This window comes from Aquabacterium sp. (assembly GCF_036279675.1).
Lineage (GTDB): Bacteria > Pseudomonadota > Gammaproteobacteria > Burkholderiales > Burkholderiaceae_C > Aquabacterium.
The window spans coordinates 1-25,225 of record NZ_DASUIS010000004.1; the positions used below are offsets into that span (position 1 = coordinate 1).

19 protein-coding genes are annotated in these 25,225 nt (G+C 62.1%); 10 read left to right on the plus strand and 9 right to left on the minus strand.

Annotation, left to right across the window (positions count from 1 at the left end):
• Window positions 1-30: 30 nt before the first annotated feature.
• Window positions 31-1,029 carry a KpsF/GutQ family sugar-phosphate isomerase gene (locus VFW93_RS00335; protein WP_329692002.1) on the minus strand — a complete coding sequence of 333 codons (999 nt, stop codon included), beginning with the start codon at window positions 1,027-1,029 and terminating at the stop codon, window positions 31-33.
• Between the two features lie 84 nt (window positions 1,030-1,113).
• Between VFW93_RS00335 and VFW93_RS00340 the strand changes: the two genes are divergently transcribed.
• The 4 genes from VFW93_RS00340 (at window position 1,114) to VFW93_RS00355 (ending at window position 9,308) form a co-directional block, all read left to right on the plus strand.
• Window positions 1,114-3,129 (plus strand): cation:proton antiporter, encoded by a 2,016-nt coding sequence (locus VFW93_RS00340; protein WP_329692003.1) that lies wholly within the window; start codon window positions 1,114-1,116, stop codon window positions 3,127-3,129.
• Window positions 3,130-3,282: 153 nt separating this feature from the next.
• Window positions 3,283-4,545 carry a hypothetical protein gene (locus tag VFW93_RS00345; protein WP_329692004.1) on the plus strand — a complete coding sequence of 421 codons (1,263 nt, stop codon included), beginning with the start codon at window positions 3,283-3,285 and terminating at the stop codon, window positions 4,543-4,545.
• Window positions 4,546-4,559: 14 nt separating this feature from the next.
• Window positions 4,560-4,988: a phosphate ABC transporter substrate-binding protein gene (locus VFW93_RS00350; RefSeq protein ID WP_329692005.1), complete on the plus strand. Its 429-nt coding sequence runs from the start codon at window positions 4,560-4,562 to the stop codon at window positions 4,986-4,988.
• 210 nt (window positions 4,989-5,198) lie between these two features.
• Window positions 5,199-9,308 carry a response regulator gene (locus VFW93_RS00355; protein ID WP_329692006.1) on the plus strand — a complete coding sequence of 1,370 codons (4,110 nt, stop codon included), beginning with the start codon at window positions 5,199-5,201 and terminating at the stop codon, window positions 9,306-9,308.
• Window positions 9,309-9,317: 9 nt separating this feature from the next.
• On the opposite strand, the gene VFW93_RS00360 is transcribed toward VFW93_RS00355, so the two are convergent.
• The 3 genes from VFW93_RS00360 to mnmE form a co-directional block, all read right to left on the minus strand.
• Window positions 9,318-10,382 (minus strand): HD-GYP domain-containing protein, encoded by a 1,065-nt coding sequence (locus VFW93_RS00360; protein ID WP_329692007.1) that lies wholly within the window; start codon window positions 10,380-10,382, stop codon window positions 9,318-9,320.
• An 81-nt stretch (window positions 10,383-10,463) separates the two neighbouring features.
• Complete coding sequence (locus VFW93_RS00365; protein ID WP_329692008.1) at window positions 10,464-10,931, minus strand: cyclic nucleotide-binding domain-containing protein; 468 nt, start codon at window positions 10,929-10,931, stop codon at window positions 10,464-10,466.
• Between the two features lie 188 nt (window positions 10,932-11,119).
• Window positions 11,120-12,553 (minus strand): tRNA uridine-5-carboxymethylaminomethyl(34) synthesis GTPase MnmE, encoded by a 1,434-nt coding sequence (gene mnmE / locus VFW93_RS00370; protein ID WP_329692009.1) that lies wholly within the window; start codon window positions 12,551-12,553, stop codon window positions 11,120-11,122.
• A gap of 178 nt (window positions 12,554-12,731) precedes the next feature.
• Here mnmE and VFW93_RS00375 point away from each other — a divergent pair, with 178 nt between their 5' ends.
• Both VFW93_RS00375 and VFW93_RS00380 read left to right on the plus strand, forming a co-directional pair.
• Window positions 12,732-13,718 carry a sterol desaturase family protein gene (locus VFW93_RS00375; protein WP_329692010.1) on the plus strand — a complete coding sequence of 329 codons (987 nt, stop codon included), beginning with the start codon at window positions 12,732-12,734 and terminating at the stop codon, window positions 13,716-13,718.
• A gap of 157 nt (window positions 13,719-13,875) precedes the next feature.
• Entirely contained in the window at window positions 13,876-14,007 is a 132-nt protein-coding gene (locus tag VFW93_RS00380) for a hypothetical protein (RefSeq protein WP_329692011.1), read from the plus strand.
• A gap of 200 nt (window positions 14,008-14,207) precedes the next feature.
• Here VFW93_RS00380 and yidC read toward each other — a convergent pair whose 3' ends face one another.
• From yidC to rpmH, 4 genes are all read right to left on the minus strand, one after another.
• Complete coding sequence (gene yidC / locus VFW93_RS00385) at window positions 14,208-15,914, minus strand: membrane protein insertase YidC (RefSeq protein WP_329692012.1); 1,707 nt, start codon at window positions 15,912-15,914, stop codon at window positions 14,208-14,210.
• A complete protein-coding gene (yidD, locus tag VFW93_RS00390) occupies window positions 15,911-16,207 on the minus strand; it encodes a membrane protein insertion efficiency factor YidD (RefSeq protein WP_329692013.1) in 297 nt (98 codons plus the stop codon). The genes yidC and yidD overlap by 4 nt, the downstream gene beginning before the upstream one ends.
• A complete protein-coding gene (locus tag VFW93_RS00395) occupies window positions 16,204-16,785 on the minus strand; it encodes a ribonuclease P protein component (protein ID WP_329692014.1) in 582 nt (193 codons plus the stop codon). The genes yidD and VFW93_RS00395 overlap by 4 nt, the downstream gene beginning before the upstream one ends.
• Before the next feature lie 174 nt (window positions 16,786-16,959).
• The gene (gene rpmH / locus VFW93_RS00400; protein WP_290645662.1) at window positions 16,960-17,094 is read right to left on the minus strand and encodes a 50S ribosomal protein L34; all 135 of its coding nucleotides are present in this window, start codon (window positions 17,092-17,094) and stop codon (window positions 16,960-16,962) included.
• A gap of 407 nt (window positions 17,095-17,501) precedes the next feature.
• Between rpmH and dnaA the strand changes: the two genes are divergently transcribed.
• Both dnaA and dnaN read left to right on the plus strand, forming a co-directional pair.
• Window positions 17,502-18,986, plus strand: a complete 1,485-nt coding sequence (dnaA, locus tag VFW93_RS00405) for a chromosomal replication initiator protein DnaA (protein WP_414639542.1) — start codon at window positions 17,502-17,504, stop codon at window positions 18,984-18,986.
• A gap of 602 nt (window positions 18,987-19,588) precedes the next feature.
• Window positions 19,589-20,719, plus strand: a complete 1,131-nt coding sequence (gene dnaN, locus VFW93_RS00410) for a DNA polymerase III subunit beta (RefSeq protein ID WP_329692016.1) — start codon at window positions 19,589-19,591, stop codon at window positions 20,717-20,719.
• Here dnaN and VFW93_RS00415 read toward each other — a convergent pair.
• Entirely contained in the window at window positions 20,688-21,896 is a 1,209-nt protein-coding gene (locus VFW93_RS00415; protein WP_329692017.1) for a GGDEF domain-containing protein, read from the minus strand. The two genes, dnaN and VFW93_RS00415, sit on opposite strands and share 32 nt — an antisense overlap.
• A 210-nt stretch (window positions 21,897-22,106) precedes the next feature.
• Here VFW93_RS00415 and VFW93_RS00420 point away from each other — a divergent pair, with 210 nt between their 5' ends.
• On the plus strand, window positions 22,107-23,006 hold the full coding sequence (locus tag VFW93_RS00420) for a PEP-CTERM sorting domain-containing protein (protein ID WP_329692018.1): 900 nt from the start codon (window positions 22,107-22,109) through the stop codon (window positions 23,004-23,006).
• 132 nt (window positions 23,007-23,138) lie between these two features.
• Window positions 23,139-25,225: DNA gyrase subunit B (locus VFW93_RS00425; protein WP_329692019.1), on the plus strand; the 2,087-nt coding region annotated here is incomplete at its 3' end.

Sequence of the window (25,225 nt, forward strand, 5' to 3'; positions counted from 1 at the left end):
AGAAGTTCATGGTTGAAACCAGGGCTCGCATCAGATCACCTTCGCACGCATCAGATCATTGGTATTGACGGCGCCCACGAGCACGCCCTGCCCGTCCACCACCAGCAAGGTCGTGATGCGATGGGCCTCCATCAGGGACACGGCTTCGGCCGCCAGCACATCATCGCGGATGGTGCGTGGCGAGGGCGTCATCAACTCGGCTGCAGTGGTGGCGCGCAGGTCGATACCCGCTTCGATCTTGCGGCGCAGGTCACCATCGGTGAACACACCCACGATGCGGCCCGCCTCATCGACCACCGCGGTCGAGCCCAGGCCCTTGGCACTCATCTCGCGCATCACCTCGCCAAAGGTGGCATCTGGCTTGACGCGCGGCACGGCATCACCGGCGCGCATCACATCACGCAGATGGGTCAGCAACTTGCGGCCCAGCGAACCGCCGGGATGCGAACGGGCGAAGTCCTCGGCCTTGAACCCGCGCAGCTCCAGCAGCACCACGGCCAGCGCATCACCCAGGGCCATCTGGGCGGTGGTGCTGGCGGTCGGGGCGAGATTGAGCGGGCAGGCCTCCTGGGCCACAGCGCAGTCCAGCACGATGTCGGCATGGCGCGCCAATGACGACGCGGGACGCCCCGTCATGGCCAGCAGGCGCACGCCCAGGCGTTTGATGACAGGCAACAGGGCCGTGAGCTCTTCGCTTTCGCCGGAATTGGAAATGGCCAGCACCACATCGCCAGGCTGCACCATGCCCAGGTCGCCGTGATGCGCTTCGGCCGGGTGCACGAACATGGCCGGTGTGCCGGTTGAGGCCAGCGTGGCCGTGATCTTGCGGCCCACATGCCCGCTCTTGCCCATGCCCATCACCACCACACGGCCCTGGCAGCCCAGCATGGCGTCCACCGCCTGCGTGAAGGCCGCGCCGGCTTCGCCTTCCAGGCGCTCGCGCAGATCGAGCAAGGCACGCGCCTCGATATCGAAGGCCTGACGGGCCAGTGCCACAACGGCGTCTTGTTGGTGTAATGGGCTTGACATGTGGTGATGAGAAGTCAACGAAGTGCGGCGGATTTGAACAAACGCCGACGACCCCGGGTAGGATCAAGAGATTCTAGGGACTCTATGGCCACCACGCTCGATCTGACACTGCTGTATCTGTTTGCCGCCGTGATTGGTGTGGTCTTGTGCCGTCTGATGAAACTGCCCCCCATGCTGGGCTACCTGGCCGTTGGTGTGGTGATCGGGCCCAATGCCCTGGCTTTGGCCAAGGACTCTGCAGGCGTGCAGTATCTGGCCGAATTTGGTGTGGTCTTCCTGATGTTCGTGATCGGGCTGGAATTCAACCTGCCCAAGCTCAAGAGCATGCGCTCGCTGGTGTTCGGGCTGGGCTTCAGCCAGGTGGGCCTGACGATTGTCGCCACCCTGATCGGGCACCTGGCCTTGAGCGCCGTGCTCAGCTACATGGGTCACCACGGTGGCCTGCTCGGCTGGGGCATCAACTGGCAAAGCGCCGTGGCACTGGGCGGTGCGCTGGCCATGAGCAGCACCGCCATCGTGGTCAAGATGATGGCCGACCGGCTGGAGCTGGAAAGCGAACACGGCCGCCGGGTGATCGGCATCCTGCTGTTCCAGGATCTGGCCGTGGTGCCGCTGCTGGTGCTGATCCCCGCCCTGGGCGACTCGGCTTCGGAAATGACGCGCACGCTGGTGCTGGCCGGCATCAAGGCCGCCGGCCTGCTGATCGTGCTGCTGGCCGGTGGCCAGAGGGTCATGCACTGGTGGCTCAATCTGGTGGCCCGACGCAAGAGCGAAGAGCTGTTCATGCTCAACCTGCTGCTGGTCACGTTGGGGCTGGCCTGGTTGACCGAGCACTTCGGCCTGTCGCTCGCACTGGGTGCCTTCGTGGCCGGCATGCTGATCGCCGAGACCGAATACAAGCACCAGGTGGAGACCGACATCCGCCCCTTCCACGACGTGCTGCTGGGCCTGTTCTTCATCACCATCGGCATGAAACTGGACTGGCACAGCCTGTACGAGCAATGGGCCCTGGTGCTGATGCTGGCCACCGGCCCCTTGCTGTTCAAGCTGGGCCTGATCACCACCTTGTCCAAGTTGTTTGGTGCCAGCACCGGCGTGGCCTTGCGCACCGGCCTGTACCTGGCGCAAGCCGGTGAGTTCGGCTTCGTGCTGCTGTCGCTGGCCACGGCCGAACACCTCATCCCGCACCGCGTGGAAAGCCCGCTGCTGGCGGCCATGGTGCTGTCCATGCTGGCCACACCGCTGATCATCATGTACAGCAACCGCATCGTGATGCGCGTGTCGTCCACCGACTGGCTGATGCAGTCGCTGGCCATGACCAGGATCGCCACCAAGTCCATCAACACCGAAAAGCACGTGCTGATCTGCGGCTACGGCCGCAGCGGCCAGAACCTGGCGCGCCTGCTGGAGCAGGAGAAGATCCCCTACATGGCGCTGGACCTCGATCCCGACCGCGTGCACCAGGCCGCCGCCGCCGGCCACAACGTGGTGTTCGGTGACGCCACCCGCCTGCAAAGCCTGGTGGCCGCCGGCCTGTCACGTGCCTCGGCGGTGGTGGTGACCTATCCCAACACACCCTCCGCCAAGAAGATCCTGCGGCTGGTACACGAGCATGCGCCGAGCGTGCCAGTGGTGGTGCGCACCATCGACGACAGCAGCCTGGATGAACTGCAAGGTGCCGGTGCCACCGTGATCGTGCCTGAAGCCATCGAAGGCTCGCTCATGCTGGCCTCTCAGGCGCTGGCACTGGTGGGCGTGCCCATGCGCCGCGTGATCCGCATGGTGCAGGACCAGCGCGTGGCCCGCTACGGCCTGCTGCGTGGCTACTTTCACGGCGCCGATGACGACAGCGTGGACGAGCTGGAACTGCAGCGCCTGCTGTCGGTCACGCTCACGGCAGATTCGGCCTGTATCGGGGAGACGCTGGCAGCCAGCCTGGACCAGCGCGACACCCGCGTGGCCGTGGTGTCCGTGCGCCGCGCCGAGGGCCAGGTCGTGGCCCCGGCTGGCGAATTGATCCTGCACGTGGGCGACACCCTGGTGCTCTCCGGCAGGCCACAGGATCTCGCCAGGGCAGAAGGCCTCCTGCTCAAAGCCTGATCCAACATGCCGGATTTCACGGCGTGGCATACCGTTTATCGGTGACGCGGTCAATTCACGGATTTCCGAAATCCCTGGTCGACGTCAGGGACTCACCATCAAGCCTGTTCACACCCCCCCGATATGAGGGGTCTATTTCACAGGAGATGGTCCATGAAGAAGCTGTCCTTGGTGACCTTGATGACGGCGGCGGGCTTGCTCGGCTCGACTGCCGCTCATGCGGGGTATGACCTGTTCGGTGACTGGTTCCGGGTAGAAGGCTTCGGCACCCTGGGCGCCTACCAGTCCAACAACGACGATGTCCGGATCAGGCCGGATGCCCGTGCGCGCGCCGGCTCGGAAGGCGACCTGCGCTTCGATGGTGACACCATCCTGGCCGTACAAGGCACGGTGAACCCGAATGGGCCCATCAAAGGCGTGATCCAGATGGTCTCGCACAAGAAGATCGACGGCACCACCTATGACGGCAACTGGCGGCCTCTGACGGAATGGGCCTATCTGGGATGGGACATCACACCGGAGGTGAACTGGAAGCTGGGCCGTGTGGTCGCGCCCCTGTTCATGTTGTCCGACACGCGCAATCTCGGCTATTCGCAGACCGCTGTCCGGCCCCCCCAGACGGTCTACCAGCTCAACCCGATCACCAATCTCGACGGCAGCACGGCGAGCTGGGATCTTCAGGCTGGCGACACCCTCATGACCCTGACCGGCATGTACGGCAAATCATCGGTGGCGAACTCCAGCGGCGCCTTCAAGGCAGGCAAGATCTATGGCGGTGCGCTCAAGGCGAACAAGGGTGAATGGACCGCGCGCGTTGGCGTCACCTACTTCCGCGACATCGAAGTGACACTGACGGCGCCATTGCAGGCCCAGTACACGGCCCTTCGCAACAGTGGCTCATGCGCGAACTGCGCCACCGAGATCGACAGCACCGTGCCACTGAGCAACGTGGCCCTCAAGATGCTGAGCTACGGCCTGACCTGGGAGCACGATGACTACACGGTGCAGGCCGAATACGTGAACCGCTTCGGCAACTCCCTGGCTGCACCCGACACCAAGGGCTGGTACGTCCAGGGCGCCAGGCGCTTTGGTGACTGGACGCCGTATGTTCGATACGGTGAACTCAACAACTACGACAGCGTCAACCTGCTCCCCAACGCCGGAGCCCTGGCGCTCTACAACAGTGCCAAGGTTTTTGGTGACGCCACTCGCAGCGAAACGGCCATCGGCGTGCGCTGGGACTTCGCGCCCAAGATGGCCCTCAAGGCCGAGTACAACATGTACAAGGTTCAGAACCCGCTGGTCGGAACGGGCCCTGTCATCAACTATCAGCTCGGCTCCGCGGCTGCTACCAGCTTTGCGGGTGACCAGGGTCGCGTCCACCTGATGACGCTCAACCTCGACTTCATCTTCTGAACACAGGGGGCATCATGAACAAAACCTTTCACGTCACGGCGAAGGCCGTGGTGCTGGCTTGTGCATGCTTTGCAGCCGCCAGCCATGCCGATGTCGTCGTCATCGCCAGTGCCAGAAGCACGGTCGGCACACTGACCAAGGAGCAGGTCACGCAGATCTACCTGGGCAAGGTCAAATCCTTCCCCGGGGGCGGTGCCGCGGTGACCAGCATCACCAGCAGCGGCCCCATCCGCGACGAGTTCCTCGCCGCCGTGCTGGAAAAAACCGACTCGCAAGCACGCGCCACCTGGTCACGTCTTGTGTTCACCGGTACGGGCAATGCGCCCAAGGAGCTCAAGGACGTTGCCGAAACCAAGCAGCTGGTGGCCAACAACCCCAACATCATCGGCGTGATCGACAAAGCTTCCGTGGATGCCACGGTCAAGGTGGTCTTCGCCCCCTGAGCCCCGAGCTGCCCCTGCCTCATCGCCCCGCAGGCCCTGGTGAAGGGTCGCGGGGCTTTTTCTTGCCCGCCAACTTGTTGTTCAAAGGCTGAAAAGCCATCGGATGACCGCATTAGCCCCCTAGGCTGAAGCCCCAAGTCCGTGCACACTCGGTGGCCATCAGGCGCAGGATATTCCCTATGCGCCATCGCCAAACAGGAGCCCTCTTGCATGGACGACAGGTCCGCCGAGCCTCACTTGCCACGCGACCAAGCGCAGGGATACCTGGCCAGCCTGCGCGCCAATCCAGGTCTATGGAAGGCGGCACTGCTGTGGACTGCGGTGGTGGTGGCAGCTGGCGCCTGGCGCATTCAGCAGGACATCGACGCCCATCGCCGGGACGAGCTTCGAACCTTCGACTCTCAACTGGCCGCTTTGCGAGAAAGCACCAAAAGCACCTTCCACCTGCTGTCCGTCCTGCCCTCCGCGTTCAGCAACCAGAACGAGCTGAAGAGCCTGTTGCGTGAGGCGGCACTGCCAGACAGCCAGAGCATCACCGACGCCAATCGGGACGCCGTCAAGGCGCAACTGCTCAAGAGCCCGCGTCACATCGCAGCCAGCAAGGCCCTGGCACGTCTGGCGCTGGACTTCAACGTGGACCAGCTCTTCCTGCTTGATCGGTACGGCACCGTGATCGCCGATGCCAGCGCCCCCAACAAGGACAGCAGCCTGGGTGCCAGCTTTCGGTCGCAGCGCTACTTCACCGCCGCCATCGACACCAACTCCGGCTTCCAGTTCGGCGTCAACCGCATCAGCAAGACACCCGGCTTCTATTTCTCGGCCCGCGTGACCGACAACGAGCTCGATACAGGCGTGGTCGTGGCGCAATACGAATCGGCGTATCTCTCCAAGCTGTTTCGCCATGTCGCCACGCCCATGTTCGCGACGGATGAATACGGCGTGATCGTTCTGGGCAACCAGAGCGAGCTGATGCTCAGCCGCAGCGAGCTGCAAGGGCCTCAGTCCATCGACAACGAGACCGCTCAGAAGCGCTACCTGCAAGCGCCAAAGGACCTGGGCTGGCACATCGACCTGTTGCGCGTGGGCGAGCGCAGCGTGCCACTGGTTGAACGGTCTGACGGCCGCTTCATGGCGGTATCGCGCCCCCTGGATTACGGCAGCCTGACCGCCTGGGCGCTTGTCCCCTTGACGGGTGAAGCCCCCATCATCGCGCGCTGGACCATTGCCAGCGCCCTGGCCTTGATCACCGGATACTGGCTGATCACCATGCGCGCGCAGCGACAGACCAGGCAGAACGCCCTGGTACAGGCCAAGCAGGACCTCTCCGACATGGCCCACGCCCTGCCCCTGACCGTGTTCTGCTATCGCCAGCCCGCACGCGGCGGTGGCCATTTCACCTTCATCGGCGAAGGCGCCGAAAAGCTGCTGGGCATCCCGCGTGACATCCTCATGAACGATCCCCAGCAAGCCTGGCAGCTCATGCACGGCGTAGCTGGCCAGGGTGGTGCCATCCAGCCACCCACCGGAGCGGTCGAATTCGCGCTGACGCACAAGGGCACGCGGCGCTGGATCCGTTGTGACAGCCAGTGCCTCACGCAGGGCGACGGCACCCGCACCTACAACGGCTACTGGGCCGATGTCACCGCCCGCAAGGACACCGATGCGCGCTCGCAAGCCGTGTTCACGCACGCGCCCGTTGCCTTCATCTTCTACAGCCTGGACCAGGGCATCACCCGCTGCAACCCGCGTGCGGTCGAGCTCTTCGGCGGCGACAGCGAACAGGCCTTGTTGGGTTTGCTGCCTTCCAAGCCGCCACTGTCTCCAGCCGGATTTGTTCAGAAGAACGATTCGCTCGACATCCTGCAACGCATCTCGCAAACCGGTCAGGCCGAGACCATGGAGTGGCGCCACACCCGCCTCGACGGTGAAGCCTTCGACGCCGAGGTGGTGCTCATCCCCTTCGAGCACGACGGACGCAAGCAGTTCTGCGGCATCGTGCAGGACATCACCGCGCGCAAACAGACCGAAGCCGCCCTGCGCAACGCCAAACAGGCCTCCGAGGCCGCCACGCAGGCCAAGAGCCGCTTCCTGGCCAATATGTCGCACGAGATCCGCACGCCCATGAACGCCATCATGGGCATGACGCACCTGGCGCTGATGGACGAGTTGCCGCCCAAGGCACGCAACTACGTGGACAAGGCCCACCGCGCTGCCAGCAACCTGCTGCAGATCCTCAACGATGTGCTGGATGTCTCCAAGATCGAATCCGGCAAGCTGGAGCTGGAGTACACCGACTTCCAGCTCGAAAGCGTCATCAGCAACATGGCCGATGTGCTGGGCATGCGCGCCGAAGAAAAGAGCCTGGAGCTGCTGTTCACGGCACCGCCCGACATCCCCACCGCCCTGATCGGCGACCCCATTCGCCTCGGCCAGATCCTCATCAACCTGGGCACCAACGCCATCAAGTTCACCAGCAAGGGCGAGATCGTGATCGGCTGCGAAGTACAGCGTCTCGATCCTTCCGACGTGGTGCTGCACTTCTGGGTGCGCGACAGTGGCATCGGCATGAGCCCCGAGCAGATCGAGCGCCTGTTCCAGCCCTTCACGCAAGGCGACAGCTCTACCACCCGCCAATACGGTGGCACCGGCCTGGGCCTGACCATCTCGCGCCAGCTCGTGGAGATGATGAACGGGCGCATCTGGGTCAACAGCCAGCCAGGCAAGGGCTCGACCTTCCATTTCACCGCACGCTTTGGCCTGCAACAGCAATCGAGTCAACCGCGCGCCCTCACCGCCACCGAACTGCAAGGCAAGCGCCTGCTGCTGGTGGATGACAACGCCACCGCACGCGAGGTGCTGGGCGACATGGCCCGCCGGCTCGGCCTGGACGTCGAAGCCGCGGAAAGTGGCGAGGCAGCGCTGGCCCGCATGCAATCGGCACAAGCCGCAGGCCAGCCCCACCAGATCCTGCTCACAGACTGGAAGATGCCCGGCATGGACGGCATCACCTTTGCGCGCCATGCGCTGTCCATACCGCCTGAGCAGCGGCCATGCGTGCTGCTGGTCACTGCCTTTGCGCGTGAAGAAGCCCTCAAGGCGGCCGATGGCGTCGGGCTCTCCGGCGTCATCAACAAACCGGTGACGCCCTCCACCTTGCTCGAAACACTCTCGCGTGTTCTGGGCAAGAACAGCGCCGCCCCCATCGTCTCCGGCAACACCAGCCGCGTGCTCAAGCAGGCCCAGCGCCATCTGGCAGGCGCACGCGTGCTGCTGGTGGAAGACCAACCCATGAACCAGGAGCTCGCCTGCGATCTGCTGCAGCGTGCCGGCCTGAGCGTGGTCACCGCCGCCAACGGCCAGGAATGCCTCGACAGGCTTGCCGCGGAAGGCCCGTTCGATGGCGTGCTGATGGACTGCCAGATGCCCGTGATGGACGGCTACACCGCCACAGAGCGCATCCGCGCACGCCCTGAATGGCACAGCCTGCCCGTGATCGCCATGACCGCCAGTGCCATGGCCGCAGATCGCGAACGCGTTCTGGGTTGCGGCATGAACGACCACATCACCAAACCGCTGGACCTGGGCCAGATGTTCACCATCATGGCGCGCTGGATCAGCCCAGCCCAGCCCGCCGTGCCTCCCCGACCCGACCAAGCCATGGCCTCGCCCACCGCCACCTCAGCCACACCAGCCATTGACGACGACGCACAACCCGCGGGCCACCTCGGCAGCCTGGATACGGCCGACGGCCTGTCTCGCTGCATGGGCAACATGGACCTGTACCTGCGCCTGCTCAAGGGCTTCGCCAAGACACAACACGATTTCGCGGCGCAACTGTCGGCCGCACCCGACGAGGAGGCAGCCCTGCTGCTGACTCACACCCTCAAAGGCCTGGCCGGCAATATCGGCGCCACCAGGCTGCTTCAAGACGTCACCCAACTGGAAGCCCTCATGCAGAGCAAGATTGCGGATGAAACGCCTGAACAGAACCGTGCCCAGGTGCACACCCAGCTCGCCAAGACGCTGGATGCCCTGCAGGCCGTGCTGGCCGATATCGACCGTCTCAACAAGCCTCGCGCTGACGTGATCGAACAGCAGCAAGCCACGCTGGACGATGAGGCCCTGCGGCCGTTCTGGCTGCGCCTGCGCACCCTCATCGAAGACAACGATGCGCAAGCCAGGGAGCTGCTGCATGACCTGCTGCATGCCCGCGCGGCACTGCGCCAGCATCCCCAGGTGGGCGAGCTGCAACGCGCCCTGGAACGCTATGACTTCGATCAGGCCGGCAAGGCCCTGCAGCGCATCACGGTACAGGCCTGAAGAACAAGCTCAGTTGACCATCTCGGCCACGGCGCCGCGCTCGTCGGAGTACAGGTCCATGATGCGCAGGATCTCGAACTGCTGCTGGAAGAAACAATCCAGCAGGGTCGGATCAAAGGCACCGGCACGCTCCTCGGCCATCACGGCCAGGGCCTGCGAGGCGCTCATGGCCTCCTTGTAAGGCCGGCGGTTCATCAAGGCATCGAACACATCGGCAATGGCCACAATGCGGCCGAACAGCGGGATCTGCTCGCCCTTGAGACCTTGCGGATAGCCCGCGCCGTCCCAGCGTTCGTGGTGGGTCAGCGCGATGGTGCGGGCGGTCGACAGCAACTCGTTGTCATGACGACCAATGATGTCGGCGCCCATCTGAGGATGCTGGCGAATGGCCTTGCGCTCCTCCGGATTGAGCGGACCAGGCTTGAGCAGGATCTGATCGGGGATGCCGATCTTGCCCACGTCGTGCATCGCTGCCGTCTGGAACAGCAGCTGCACGGCCTCGGGGCCCAGCCCGGCCTGCTGCGCGATCAGGCGGCAGATGTGGCTCATGCGGATCACATGGTTGCCGGTCTCGTTGTCCTTGAACTCGGCGGCACGGCCCAGGCGTCGGATGATCTGCTGGCGTGTGGCCACCAGCTCGCTGGTGCGCTGTGCCACCATGCGCTCCAGCTCGCGTGACTGGTCGTACAAGGCCAGGTGCGTGCGCACACGCGCTTGCACCAGCGGCGGGCTGATGGGCTTGGTGATGTAGTCCACCGCGCCCAGGCTCAGGCCCAGGCTCTCATCTTCGACCGTGCTCATGGCGGTCACGAAGATGATGGGAATGCGGCGGCGATCCGGATTGGCCTTGATGCGGCGGCACACCTCGTGGCCGCTGAGGTCCGGCATCATGATGTCGAGCAAGATGAGATCAGGCGGCTCGTCGGAATACGCGATGGCCAGGGCTTTTTCGCCCGATGTGGCCACCTTGATGCGGTAATCCTGCCCCAGCACCTTGGACAGCAATTCGATGTTCTGAGGGGAATCGTCGGCCACCAGGATGGTTGGTCGGCGCAAACCTGAGCTCACTGACATTGACGCAAAACTCCACTGTTCAATTCTTGTTCTTATGTCTGGCACGGCACCCGACACGAACCTGCTGGCGCACGGCGCCTGTCAGGCTGACGGAATCTGACGGGTCATGTTGGCGCGCATGCGCTGAGCCATGACCGAACCCGCAGCCCTCACCACTTCCACGGCCACCGAGGGCACACGGGCTGCCAGCTCTTCAAACCGGGGCAAGCGCAAGGCGTAGATCACACAAGGTGTCATCGCCTCGACGTTGGCCATGCGCGGCCCATCGGCAAACAGACCCGGCTCGCCACAGATCGAACCAGGCCTGAGGATCGCAATGCGAGATGCCCCCGGCGTCGCGCCCGTGACAAACACCTGCAGGGAACCCTGGCCGAGGAAGTACACCGTGCGGTCATGGTCACCCTGTTTGACCAGCAGATCACCGGAACGCAGCTCGTGACGCGTCAGGTACTGACAGAAGGTCCGCCATTGCTGGGGATCCATACGCGGACGGAATGCATCTTCCGTGTTGAGCGTCTGAATCGCCTGAATCAGTGCTGTGGAATCCATCGGTGCCTCAAGTTCGCTCGCTCAATCGGCGCCCTGCAGCGCAAGTTTGTCAATTTAATGCATCAAGGCCTGACAGTGGGCAGCTTTTGAGGCCAACCCACTGATTTGTTGTCTGGCCATGACGAGACCAGCCCTGTTACCAGGGCAGCCAGTGATACCACGCGCGTGCGCCTGCTGTGCGCCCAAGCTCATTTCCCGATACAGAAACGCGTGAATATTTCACCCAAAAGGTCATCGGCCGAGAATGCACCGGTGATGGTGCCCAGGGCGTTGTGTGCCAGGCGCAACTCCTCGGCCAGCAGATCCAGGGCCCCGTCACTCAGGGCGGCATGTGCCTGGGCCATCTCCAGGTGCTCGCGCGCCAGGCGCAAAGCCTGCACATGGCGCTGGCGAGCGATGAACACGCCCTCCTGGGCCGCCTGCCAGCCCGCGATCTGCAACAAGGTCTGTCGCAGGGCCTGCAAGCCTTCGCCCGTACGCGCCGACAAGGCCAGCAGCGGCCCCTCAGGCCGGGCCTGCGTCTGAAGCGAAGCTTGATCCACGGCCACCGCGTCCGCCTTGTTGAACACATGTACCACCGGCACGCCTTCGGGCAGACGCCGGGCGATGTCGGCATCTGCCTGGGCATAGGCCGGCTCGGCCATGCGCGTCAGGTCGTGCAGGAAGAGCACGGCATCGGCCTGCCCGATGGCCTCCCAGCTGCGCGCCATGCCGATGCGCTCGACCTCGTCAGACGCCTCATGGTCGGCACGCAAGCCGGCGGTGTCGATCACGTGCAGGGGCACACCTTCGATCTGGATCGTCTCGCTGACCTTGTCTCGGGTGGTGCCCGCAATCGGCGTGACGATGGCCAGCTCCGCCCCGGCCAGGGCATTGAGCAGCGAACTCTTGCCCGCATTGGGCTGGCCCGCCAGCACCACCTGCAAGCCCTCACGCAGCAAGGCGCCCTGGCGGGCCTGCCCCAGCACGCCATCCAGCGTGGCGGCCACCCGGTTCAAACGACCACGGGCATCGGCCTTCTCCAGAAAGTCGATTTCCTCTTCGGGGAAGTCCAGCGTGGCTTCGACCAACATGCGCAGGTTGATCAGCTGATCGCGCAGCGCCTCGATCTCTCTGGAAAACGCCCCACCCAGGGAGCGCGTGGCCGAACGGGCCGCCGCTTCCGTACTGGCATCGATCAGGTCGGCAATGGCCTCGGCCTGGGCCAGATCAATCTTGTCATTGAGGAAGGCGCGCTGGGTGAACTCACCTGGCTCGGCCAGGCGCAAGCCGGGCAGGCGGGCGCGCTCGGTCGCCGGGTCCGGCTCGGCCGCCGCCTCCAGGCAGCGCGCCAGCAAGAGCTGCATCACCACCGGGCCACCGTGGCCTTGCAGTTCCAGCACGTCTTCACCCGTGTAGCTGTGTGGCCCCGGAAAGAAGATCGCCAGGCCCTGGTCCAGCGCTTCACCGCGTGCGTCCTTGAAAGGCCCATAAGTGGCCACGCGAGGCTGCAGTTCCCGCCCGCACAAAGCCTGGATCAAAGGCTGCAGCCCCTTGCCGGACACCCGCACGATGCCCACGGCACCACGGCCAGACGCGGTGGCCACAGCCACGATAGGGACATTGCGCTCACGCCAGGACATCAATCAACACCTTCATGCTTGCCAAACCCCTCGAAATCGGACGGGGACATTGCCTTGAATCAACAAGTTGCCCCGATTGTCTCTTGTTGGCACCCTCACCTGCGGGAGTTTGGGCACAAACCCGGATGACGTGGGCAGCCCCCGCCCCTAACCTCGCATCGCATTACGGGATGCATTTATGTTGAAGCGTTTTTCAAGCTGGTTGTTTCTGTTTGGCTCGGTGGCGCTCGGTATCTATACCGTGCTGCATTTCAACTTCGAGCCCGACAAGATCTTTACCCACTTCCTTGGCCCCTACTACGTGATCGCCACGGCGATGCAGTACGTGTGGCCCGAGCAGCCCAATGACTTCGAAAAAGGCGAGGTCATCAACGACTGGCTGCACAACGGCGTGCTGATGGCCATCACCAGCTTCCAGAACTTCTTCATCCACACCCTGGTGGCCTTGACGGGTTCGGGCCTGTTGTTCAAGTACGGCGTGCTGCCAGAGAGCATGGCGGCCCACAACCTGCCCTTCTGGGCGCAGGTCACCATCGCCTACATGACGTTCGACTTCATGTTCTACGTCACCCACCGCATGGGCCACGAGATCGACTTCTTCTGGCGCCTGCACAGCGTGCACCACTGCGCGCACCGCCTGAGCGTGCTCAATGCCAGCCGCGCTCATCCGCTCGATCTGATCTGGCGCCGCCTGGTCCCCATCTTCGTGACCTTCCAGACCGGTGTCAGCCAGGAAGCCTTCATCCTCAGTGGCGTGATCGGCAGCGTGCTGGCCACCATCACCCACATGAACGTGGCCTTCAGCTTCGGCCCGCTCAACTACATCATCGGCACCAACGAGCAGCACCGCTGGCACCACTCCAACAAGATCGAAGAGGCCAAGAACTACAGCGTCTTCATGCTGTGGGATCACCTGTTCGGCACCTTCGTCTACCGCCCGCAAGGCCAGGTCCGCCCCGCAAAGATGGGCCTGTTCAACGAGCACTTCTACCCCGTGCACGCCTACTGGGGTCAGTTCTTCATTCCCTGGAAGTGGAAGAAGATGAAAGCCGATCAGGCAGCGCTGGAAACCCAGCAGGCCAGCGGCGCCAGCCACGCAGCGGGGCAGGCCCCAGCCAGTCAGACCGCCTCCAACCCCAGCGGCTCTTTCCCGCGCACCGCCTGAGTTCACGCTTCAGCACCGGTCCTCGTCATCACGCACCGACATGAATGGCTCATGTTGGTGCGTTTGTCTTTTCACGCCAGTGTCACCTTCTCGTCCGAATATGGCATCAATGTTGCATTGCACCATTGACATATCGCGACACTGAAAGGATTGCACCATGCTGGACCTCATCAACGACTACCTGCAACTTGGCGTTGACGCTGGCGCCGACACGTCTTCCGTCTGGCCCCTGACCGTGGCCACCGTGCTGGTGGCGGCCATGATCCTCAAGCGCCAGTCTCGCGATTGATCTCAGCAATCTCGCACAAGACTGTGAAGCAGGGTGTTTCACGTAGCGAAGTAAAGGAGGAGGGGCGGGCGCAGCCCGAACCGGGGGACATGAGCGAAGAGGAACACCCTGCTTCACAGTCTCTCTCTCCAAACACCCATGAAAAAACCGCCTGGCTGTGAAGCGCAGGCGGTTTTGTCTTGAAGGGGTCTTGAAACTGTTCAGTTCGTGACGCCCAACTGCTTGTTGATCATCCACTGTTGGGCAATCGACAACACGTTGTTGGTGAACCAGTACAGCACCAGACCTGCCGGGAAGAAGAAGAACATCACGCTGAACAGCAGCGGCATGATCCACATCATCTTGGCTTGGACAGGGTCCGGCGGCGTGGGGTTCAGCCAGGTCTGCAGCAGGGTGGAAGCCGTCATCAGCGCAGGCAGCACGAAGAACGGATCCTTCACCGACAGATCGGTGATCCAGCCGATCCAGGGTGCGTTGCGGATCTCGACCGACGAAGACAGCACCGAGTACAAGGCGATGAACACCGGGATCTGGATCAGGATGGGCAGACAGCCGCCGATCGGGTTGACCTTCTCTTCGCGGTAGATCTTCAGCATCTCCTGCTGCATCTTGGCCTGATCATCCTTGAAACTCTCACGCATCGCCTGGATGCGCGGGTTGAGCGCCTTCATCTTGCCCATGGAGCGGTAGGCACTGGCATTGAGCGGGTAGAACACGGCCTTCAGCAAGACAACCAGGGCCACGATCGCCCAACCCCAGTTGCCGATCAGGCTGTGCAGCTTGTCGAGCAGCCAGAACAGGGGGGCGGCCATGATGTGGGTCCAGCCGTAGTCCTTCGTGTATTCCAGACCAGGAGCCAGTTCTTTCAGCTTGTTCTCTTCCTGAGGGCCGACAAACAACTTGGCATCAAAGGACTTGCTCTGACCCGCAGCGATCTCGCCCAGCGGGAAAAGCATGCCAGCGGCGTACAGATTGGTGCCAACCTTTTGCGCAAAGAACTCGCGCGTGAGCTTGTCGTTTTGCAGCCAGGCCGATGCAAAGTGGTGCTGAACCATGGCCACCCAGCCGTTGTCATCCACCTTCTCGAACTCGACCTTACCCTCTTCAATGCCCTTGAACTCAGCCTTCTGGTACTTGCCCTTCTGATTGAAGATGGCCATACCGGTGTAAGCCACAGGACCACCCATGAAAGCAGGGCCGGCAGCCGCCTTGGGCTCGGACCCATCACGCTGCAACTGCACATACAACTGAGGCTTGATGGCAGCAGCCGATGCATTGACCACGTCCTGCTTCACATCGATGGCGTAGTCACCGCGCTTGAAGGTGTAGGTCTTGACCAGCTTGACGCCATTGACCGGGGCCGATTCCAGCTTGACGGCCAGTTCCCTGGCGCCATCAGCCAGCGTACGCTCGGTGCTCAGCACGGTGAACGGGGTCTTGTGCGTGGGCAACGCACCTTCTGCGGCGTTCGAACCAATCAGGCCGGACTGCGCCACATAGGTGTGCGTGGCCGTCTGGTCCAGCACCACCATATTGTGTTCGTGGTTGTCCTGGTCCTGATGCTTGAGCAACTCGACCTTCACCAGGCTGCCGCCCAGCGTGTCAATCGTGGCCTTGACCACATCGGTCGTGATGGTGAGCTGCTCGCTGTGAGCAGGTGCCACTGCCGACGCACCGGATGCAGCCTGAGCCGCCGCAGCGGGCACACCACCGGCCGACGCCAGTTGCGTGCTGGCCTGGGGCACAGCGGCATCGGCACCGGAAGCGCCGCTCGCCACAGCGACGCTGGCAGCGGGAGCAGGTTCAAACAAGGAAGGTTGGCCGGTGTGACGCAGCCAGCCATCCCACAACATCAGCAGTGAGACGGCAAAGACCGACCACAGCAGGGTGCGACGCAGATCATTCATGAGCGAGTTGAATCCGACGAGGGGTTGCAATAACGGGAAAACAGACGCGGCGCCACTTCGGGCACCGGGTCATGGCCACCAGGGCAGCCCGGGTGACAACGCAGCAGACGCCTGGCGGCCAGGTAGGAACCGGCGGCCGGACCATGGCGCTCCAGCGCCTGCAGCGCGTATTGGGAACAAGTGGGCGTGAAGCGACAGGCCGATCCCAGCCAGGGACTGAGAAAGAAGCGATAGCCACGCACCACGCCGATCAGCACCGCATTCACGGCACGACAAAGCACAGCGCGCATCATGCCGCACCTCGGGCATCGCGCGCGGGAAGCGGCGCAGATTCCGTCGCCGATCGCCCCCCCGCAGATGCAGGAGCGGCCAAGCGCAGCCACAGCTCATCGAGCTCCTGGCGCACCAGCGCTTTCAAGGCATCCGAGGCGGCACTGGGAAACAGCTTGCGGTCAAACGGGGCACGCAAGCGCACGACCCAGCCGTCCACGTCGTCACCATAGCGCCCTTGCGCCAGCACGGCCGGGGCATGGCGGCGCAGTGCCTCGCGCGCCTGATGGCGCATCAGCGAGCGGGTGACCGAGCGTTTCGCCTGTTTTTTAGGCAGCACCAGCCCCAGACGCCAGGCCAGCTGGCCGCCTGCCCCCCCCTTGGAAGAGAGGTCTGCGGCAAAGTCATCCACAAGCACGTTGGTGTCAGCGCCCTCGCCTGTTGACAACTTGGCGGATTCCGCCAATTCAGCATCAGCCGGACGTGACAAAACCTGCGGCACACGAGGCAGCAGGTGCAACACGAAGTGGGGCGTGCGCGAAACCGGACGCGAGCCCAAAGCCCTCTGAAAATCAGCCGCTTTCAGACTCGGTGGACGCACGGTATGAGGAGATCGAAGTCGAAACAAAGCCGGGCACGATGGACGTTCACCCGGCTTCGTTCACGCCAGCACCGGATGGATCATGTCTGATCGACACCCAGGCTGGACCATGGCCGACATGCGCGCCACCTGGCTTGCCGCCAGATCACGCACAGCCAGCGTCAGCAGCCTGTATTACAGGGCCAAACGCTTGCGGCCCTTGGCGCGACGCGAGTTGATGACCTTGCGGCCACCCTTGGTCTTCATGCGCACCAGGAAACCATGGGTACGGGCGCGGCGGGTCTTGGAAGGTTGATAAGTGCGTTTCATGATGGTCCTTCGTGAGGCCGCAACGCTCAAGAATCATCTCAAGATTTGCCGCGGGCTCAAGTTCAGTCTTGTGTTTCTAACCTGTTGATGCAATTGCCAACAGTGTTCCAGCCGGCACACGACCGGAGAACCCGCGATTACACCAGCTTTTGTCCGTTTGGTCAATGCCCCTTGTTTTCGGTCTACGGGCAAGTTCTGTATGACGACTTTTGACCCTGGGTAAAAATCTGTGGATAACCTGTCGATTCCGAGCCCCGGCGCGCTTAGAATTCGCGTCCCAAGGAAGGACTTGTCCACAAATGAGTGCCGCCGAATTGCCTGCATCCGCCCACCTGGCGGCTGCGGCCGCATCCACCTCTCCCGCCGATCTGGCCAGCCTCTGGCAGCGCACCTGCGAGCGCCTGGCCATGGAACTGCCCGAACAGCAGTTCAACACCTGGATCCGCCCCCTGCCTCCAGCAGAAGTCATCCACGCCGAGGGCGTGACCTGCGTCAGCGTGCGCGTGCCCAACCGCTTCATGCTGGACTGGATCCGCACGCAATACAGCGCCCGCCTGGAAGCCATCCTCACGGAGCTCAACGGCAGCGAAGTGCGTCTGGACATTGCCCAGGCCGCCCGCGCCACCATGCCCATGCAGGCTGGCCCGGCACTGCGCCCACCTGGCATGGTGATGCCTGGCCGCGCCCTGCCCCCCAATGCCCAGTTCGCGTCCAACAGTGGCCAGCCCCTGATGCCGCCTCAACAGGCCGCGGCTTATCCACAGCAAACCGGCCATTCAACTGGCCAGGCCCCGGTGCAAGGTGGCCCGGCCATGGTCACGCTGCCCCAGTACCAGGACGCCGCCCCCAACCGCTCGCGCAGCCAGCCTCAGGTCATGGGCCTGAACCCGGCACTGACGTTTGACAACCTGGTGCCCGGTCGCGCCAACCAGATGGCCCGTACCGCAGCCCTGCATGTGGCGGGTGCCCCCGGCCACATGTACAACCCGCTGTTCATCTACGGCGGCGTGGGCCTGGGCAAGACCCACTTGATGAACGCCGTGGGCAATGCCCTGCTGGCCGACAAGCCCGATGCGCGCATCCTGTACCTGCACGCCGAACAGTTCATCTCCGACGTGGTCAAGAACTACCAGCGCAAGACCTTTGACGAGCTCAAGGCCAAGTACCACCAGCTCGATCTGCTGCTGATCGACGATGTGCAGTTCTTCGCCGGCAAGGACCGCACGCAGGAAGAGTTCTTCAACGCGTTCGAGGCCCTGCTGGCCAAGAAGGCCCACATCATCATGACCAGCGACACCTATCCAAAAGGTCTCGCCAACATCGATGAACGCCTGACTTCGCGCTTTGACTCCGGCCTGACCGTGGCCATCGAGCCGCCCGAGCTGGAAATGCGCGTGGCGATTCTGATCAAGAAGGCCGCGCTGGAAGCCATCGACATGCCCGAAGACGTCGCCTTCTTCGTGGCCAAGAACGTGCGTGCCAACGTGCGTGAACTCGAAGGTGCACTGCGCAAGGTGCTGGCCTTTGCCAAGTTCAGCCACAAGGAGATCACGATCGCCCTGGCGCGTGAAGCCTTGAAGGACCTGCTGTCCATCCAGAACCGCCAGATCAGCGTCGAGAACATCCAGAAGACGGTGGCCGATTTCTACAAGATCAAGGTCGCCGACATGTACAGCAAGAAGCGCCCTGCCTCGATCGCCAAACCGCGCCAGATCGCCATGTACCTGGCCAAGGAACTGACGCAAAAGAGCCTGCCCGAGATCGGCGAGCTCTTTGGTGGCCGTGATCACACCACCGTGCTGCACGCCGTGCGCAAGATCATGGGCGAGCGTGGCAAGGACACCGAACTCAACCAGCAACTGCACGTGCTGGAGCAAACGCTCAAAGGTTGACCTCGGGCACATTCGCCGGATGGGTCAAACAAGAAGGAGGCTTTCAGAGCCTCCTTTTTTTCGTCCGTACTTCGCCTCGGGCGGCCTGACTTCTCTCCACATACCTGTATTTCTTTTTAAAGGTGTTAGTCGTAGTAGAGGGCGTCCTTTTCTGTGGACAAGTCCATTTCTACGTGGCCCATCAAGCATTTAGCTCAAGGACAAGCCTGTGGACGACACCGTCTTGCGTGCTGGGGACAACAGACAACAACTTCCCAAAAACGGCCTGCCTTGTGGACAAGAGGGCACTTGTCCTTTTTTTGTTCACACACTTGTCCGAGGCCCGCAGGGGCCGTTTTGAAGCCTTCCAGGTGGTTTCAGGCCCCCTGACATCGCGAGGCACAGCTGTCAAGTCAACAAACTTGTGGACAAAAATTGAACAAGCACATGCTTGTCCACAGGGCTTGGGGTATTTCCAGAGTTGTTGTCTGTTGTCCCCATATCGAACCGCAGTACCATCCACAGACTTGTACGAGGCCTAAATCCTTGATGGATCAGGACAAAATAGCGTTGTGCACAGAAAAAGTCGTCCTCTACTACAACGACTAATTTGAAAGACTAAGATGATTGTGTTGAAAGCAGCCCAAGAAAAAGTTCTTGCCGCCCTGCAATCCGTGGCCGGTATCGTCGAAAGGCGTCATACCCTGCCCATCTTGGCGAACGTACTTTTGAAGAAGTCGGGCAGCCAGCTGGAGCTGATCACCAGCGACCTGGAAATCCAGATCCGCACCACGGCACAACTCGACGGTGATGAAGGCGACTACGCCACCACCGTGGGCGCCAAGAAGCTTGGCGACATCTTGAAGAGCCTGCCCAGCGACCAGATCGTGTCGCTCACGGCCAATCAGAACAAGCTGACACTGCAAGGTGGCAAGAGCCGCTTCACGCTGCAAACCCTGCCTGCCGAAGATTTCCCCCTGGTCCAGGAAGCCGCCGATTTCGGCCCCGCCTTCAGCGTGCCCCAAAAGACGCTGAAGATGCTGATCAGCCAGGTGCACTTCTCGATGGCCGTGCACGACATCCGTTACTACCTCAACGGCATCCTGTTCGTGGCCGAGGGCAAGACCCTGACTCTGGTGGCCACCGACGGCCACCGTCTGGCGCTGTCGCAAGCCACGCTCGAAGTCGAAATGCCCAAGCAGGAAGTCATCCTGCCGCGCAAGACCGTGCTGGAACTGCAGCGCCTGTTGAAGGACGACGGCAAAGCCAAGGAAGGCGAGCCCGAACAAACCATCGAGATGCGCTTTGCCGGCAACCAGGCCAAGTTCACCTTCGGTGGCCTGGAGTTCGTGACCAAGCTGGTCGAGGGCAAGTTCCCCGACTACAACCGCGTCATCCCCAAGAACCACAAGAACCACATCACCCTGGGCCGTGCCACCTTGCTGGCATCGCTGCAACGCGCGGCCATCCTGACGTCTGAAAAGTTCAAGGGCGTGCGCCTGAACTTCGCACCCGGCGTGCTGGGCATTGCCTCGAGCAACGCTGAACAGGAAGAGGCCAAGGAAGAACTTGAAATCGATTACGGTGGCGACAGCTTCGAGATCGGCTTCAACGTGGGTTACCTGATGGATGTACTGGCCAACATGAGCCAGGACATGGTCACCGTGTCCCTGCAGGATTCGAACAGCTCGGCGCTGATCACCAACCCCGAGTTCGAAGGCTTCAAGTACGTGGTGATGCCAATGCGGATTTAAGGCCCTGGTCGAAGCCGAGTTCGGCTTCGTCAACCACGCTGATCACCTGGTTGTGGCCCGTGGTCTTGGCGCGCTTGAGGGCTGCGCTGGCGCGTGCCATCAGCTCTTCCACGCTGTCTTCACCGCAGTGGAACTCCGATACCCCGACGGATACCGTGGCGTGCCAGGTGCTGTTGCCGGCCGAGAAGCTCAGGTTTTCGACTTGTTCCCTGATTCGCTCAGCCTTGATCAGGGCACCTTCGAGTGAACTCTGCGCCAGGATGACCAGGAACTCGCCGCCGCCATAGCGGCCAAAGCCATCGATGTTGCGCAGCCTGGATTCAATTTCCTTGCTGATGGTGCACAGCATGGCGTCACCTGCCGTTGCGCCATGTTGCGCATTGAGTTGCTGGAAGTTGTCGACGTTCACCAGGGCGATGCTGAAGGTGCTTCGGGCACGATTGGCCCGTGAGGCCTCCTTGCCGAGCATGTCCAGCAGATGACGGCGGTTGTAGCTGCCCGTCAGGCTGTCTCGGATGGCCATGTCGCCGATCGTGAACATGGCGTTGTTCAAGTCTTCCAGGGCTTTGTGCAGCTCGGCATTGCGCCTGTGCAGCTTGCCGCGCAGGCGATGGATGTAGCCACCCATCAAGGTCATTTCGAACAGCACCACGAAAAACGCGAAGCTCTGCAGCACCTCGACCGGACCGTCCAGCACCTGAGGCTTGAAGCGCCACAAGGCCATCATCAGCACGCCATAGATCAGGAAGATCAGCCCGTTGGCCACCATGAACTGGCGCGTGTTGAGTGCCAGCACGCCAAACAGCGAAGGCGCCACGGACAGGAGCAGGAACACCGCTCTGACATGGCCTGAATCCTCGATGTACATGACCCAGGCAGCCGGCAGCACGGACACGACCATCTGCAGGGCCGTCATGCTGGGATCCTTGAATGCCAGATTGGCACCCGAATCGATGGTGACCCAGAAGGCCGCGTTGATCACGAAGGTGGCCAGCACGAAGCCTTGCAAGGCCTCCCAGGGCAGGAGCTTCTGGTAGCAGCAAAAAGCCACCACCAGGCACGACATCAGGTAGGACAGGACGGACATGCCCAGCCGCTTCTTGCGCAGGCGCTGAGCCCGACGCACTTCGGCTTTCGGGTCTTCTGGCGCTTTCGTTGCAGCGGGAGGGGCAGACAAGTCCATCGCGTGAAGGCGGGGTGGTTCGTCTTCCGTTTTCGAACCGGCTTGGGCGCAACTTGATCCCACAGGCTGAAAAAGCGTGCATTGCTTGGCGCAATCGACCCCATTTGTTCCCTGCGTTCAAGGGGACCGGACAGGAAGTAACGGGTCAGCCTGGCGAACTAGAATGAATTCGTTGAACGACAACAAGCAATCAAGGGAATCAGCATGAAACTGTCTCGCCTTCATCAGGTGGCTTTGGCCGTGGGTTTGGCTTTGCCGGCTTCAAGCGTCTTGGCAGCGCCAGTTGAGGCTGTCTTGAGCGTGACAGATCTGAATTACACGCTGGTCAGTCTTGATCAGGCCAATGGCGTCACGCCTTACCTGAAGCCATCGATTTCATCTGCATTCTTTGTCTACGCTGTACCGAATGTGGGTGATTACGCCAGTTCGCTTAGTTCCGGCATGGTGTTGGGTGATCATTTTGATGACTCGTCTGCCACAGTCTCGTTGCCAACTGACCTGGGTAGCGCCATCAAGCAGGCAAACAATCAATTTACGAACGCCTCGTTGACTGCCAACGAATTGTTCAACGATGCGCATCGAGACGTCTACACCCAGGTAAAGGCGTATTCGACCTACACGCTGAGCGCGCACAGCAAGTTGGTGATCCAGGGAGGACTGGATTTCTCGATGCAGATCGATAGCGCTGCGATCAGTTCGCTGTTTGGCAATATCGAGGGTGCAAGGACGTTGACCATCGATGCATCTTTCAGGCCTTATGTGTCGTCGGATTCCGCTGTGGCACTGCAGACCAACGCAATGAGCAGCTTTGCGGATACCAAGTTTGGATCCACAGCGCAGTATTGGTATTGGGGTGCCCACGCAACGCAGTCATTTACGTCCTCGAACATTGGTGAACGGACTGACTCCAACGATTTGCCGCAAGGTCATTTCGAGATGGAAATCATCAACAGCGGCGACACCGACGCGACGTTCTCTCTCAACAGCATCGCTTACACGCACGCCATCATTTCGGCAATAGCGGTCCCCGAACCCGGCACCTGGGCATTGATGACGCTGGGCCTGGTTGGCATCGCCGCCGCAGCCCGTCGCCGTTCTGCGTAAACCCCCACCTGCCTGCTTCTGTGGCCCCTTGTAGCGAGGGGTAGAATAAGGGTCCCGCATTGTCAAATGCCGGGCCTTTTTTCCTTTTCGGAACCACATCGCTGGTCCAAACCTTACCAAGCGCTTGTACCCATGACCGACGCCACCACACCCGATCAACAGCCCGACCAGCAGCCTGAACAACCCGTTCCGCAAACCGAGGCCCAGATCGCAGCTGGTTACGGTGAAGGCAGCATCCAGATCCTCGAAGGTCTGGAAGCCGTGCGCAAGCGCCCCGGCATGTACATCGGCGACACGTCGGACGGCACCGGTCTGCACCACCTCGTCTTCGAAGTGGTCGACAACTCCATCGACGAAGCCCTGGCTGGCCACTGCGATGACATCGTCGTCACCATCCACACCGACAACTCGATTTCGGTGACAGACAACGGCCGCGGTATTCCCACCGGCGTGAAGATGGACGACAAGCACGAGCCCAAGCGCTCGGCTGCTGAAATCGCCCTGACCGAACTGCACGCTGGCGGCAAGTTCAACCAGAACAGCTACAAGGTGTCCGGCGGTCTGCACGGCGTGGGTGTGTCCTGCGTGAACGCGCTGTCCAAATGGCTGCGCCTGACCGTGCGCCGCGAAGGCAAGGCCCATTTCATCGAATTCCGCAAGGGCATCCCGCAAGACCGCGTGATCGAAGTGCGCGACGGCTTTGAGACCAGCCCCATGAAGATCGTGGGCGACACCGACAAGCGTGGCACGGAAGTTCACTTCCTGCCCGACACGGACATCTTTGCCCAGAACAACGAGTTCCACTACGACATCCTGGCCAAGCGCCTGCGCGAGCTGAGCTTCCTGAACAACGGCGTCAAGATCCGTCTGATCGACGAGCGCAACAACAAGGAAGACAACTTTGCCTACGCCGGTGGCGTCAAGGGCTTCGTGGAGTTCATCAACAAGGGCAAGACCACCCTGAACCCCAACATCTTCCATGCGCAAGGCGACAAGGTGTCCGAACAGGGCACCAACGTTGGCGTGGAAGTGGCCATGCAGTGGAACGAGAGCTACAACGAAAACGTGCTCTGCTTCACCAACAACATCCCGCAGCGGGATGGTGGCACCCACCTGACCGGCCTGCGCGCCGCGATGACCCGCGTCATCAACAAGTACATCGAAGACAACGAGCTGGCCAAGAAGGCCAAGGTCGAAATCGCCGGTGACGACATGCGCGAAGGCCTGGCCTGCGTGGTGTCCGTCAAGGTGCCCGAGCCCAAGTTCTCCAGCCAGACCAAGGACAAGCTGGTGTCCAGCGAAGTGCGTGCCCCGGTGGAAGACATCGTGGGCCGCCTGCTGACCGACTGGCTGCTTGAGAACCCGATCGACGCCAAGATCATCTGCGGCAAGATCGTGGAAGCCGCCCGTGCCCGTGAAGCGGCCCGCAAGGCCCGCGACATGACGCGCCGCAAGGGCGTGCTCGATGGCCTGGGCCTGCCCGGCAAGCTGGCCGACTGCCAGGAAAAAGACCCCGCCCTGTGCGAGATCTACATCGTGGAGGGTGACTCCGCCGGTGGCTCCGCCAAGCAAGGCCGTGACCGCAAGTTCCAGGCGATCCTGCCCCTGCGCGGCAAGATCCTGAACGTCGAAAAAGCCCGCTACGAAAAGCTGCTGACCAGCAATGAAATCCTCACGCTGATCACGGCCCTGGGCACCGGCATCGGCCGTGGCGCCGGTGGTGACGACTTCAACCCGGACAAGCTGCGCTACCACCGCATCATCATCATGACCGACGCCGACGTGGACGGCGCGCACATCCGTACCCTGCTGCTGACCTTCTTTTTCCGTCAGATGCCGGAGCTGGTCGAGCGCGGTCACATCTACATCGCGCAGCCACCGCTCTACAAGGTCAAGCTGGGCAAGAACGAGCAATACCTGAAGGACGCCCACGCGCTGGACGAATACCTGATGCGTGTGGCTCTGGACGGCGCCGTGGTGGAACCTGGTGCCGGCAAGCCTGCCATCCAGGGTGAGGCCCTGCAGGAGCTGGCCAAGGCTTATGTGACCGCCAACAGCGTGGTCGAACGCCTGGGCAACTGGATGGACATCGAAGGCCTGCGCGCCATCGCCAACGGCCTGACGCTCAACCTTGACACCCTGGCCGATGCCGAAGCCTCGGCTGCGGCCATGAAGGCGGCGCTGGTCAACGCCGAAGTCACCGCCGAGTTCGATGCCCG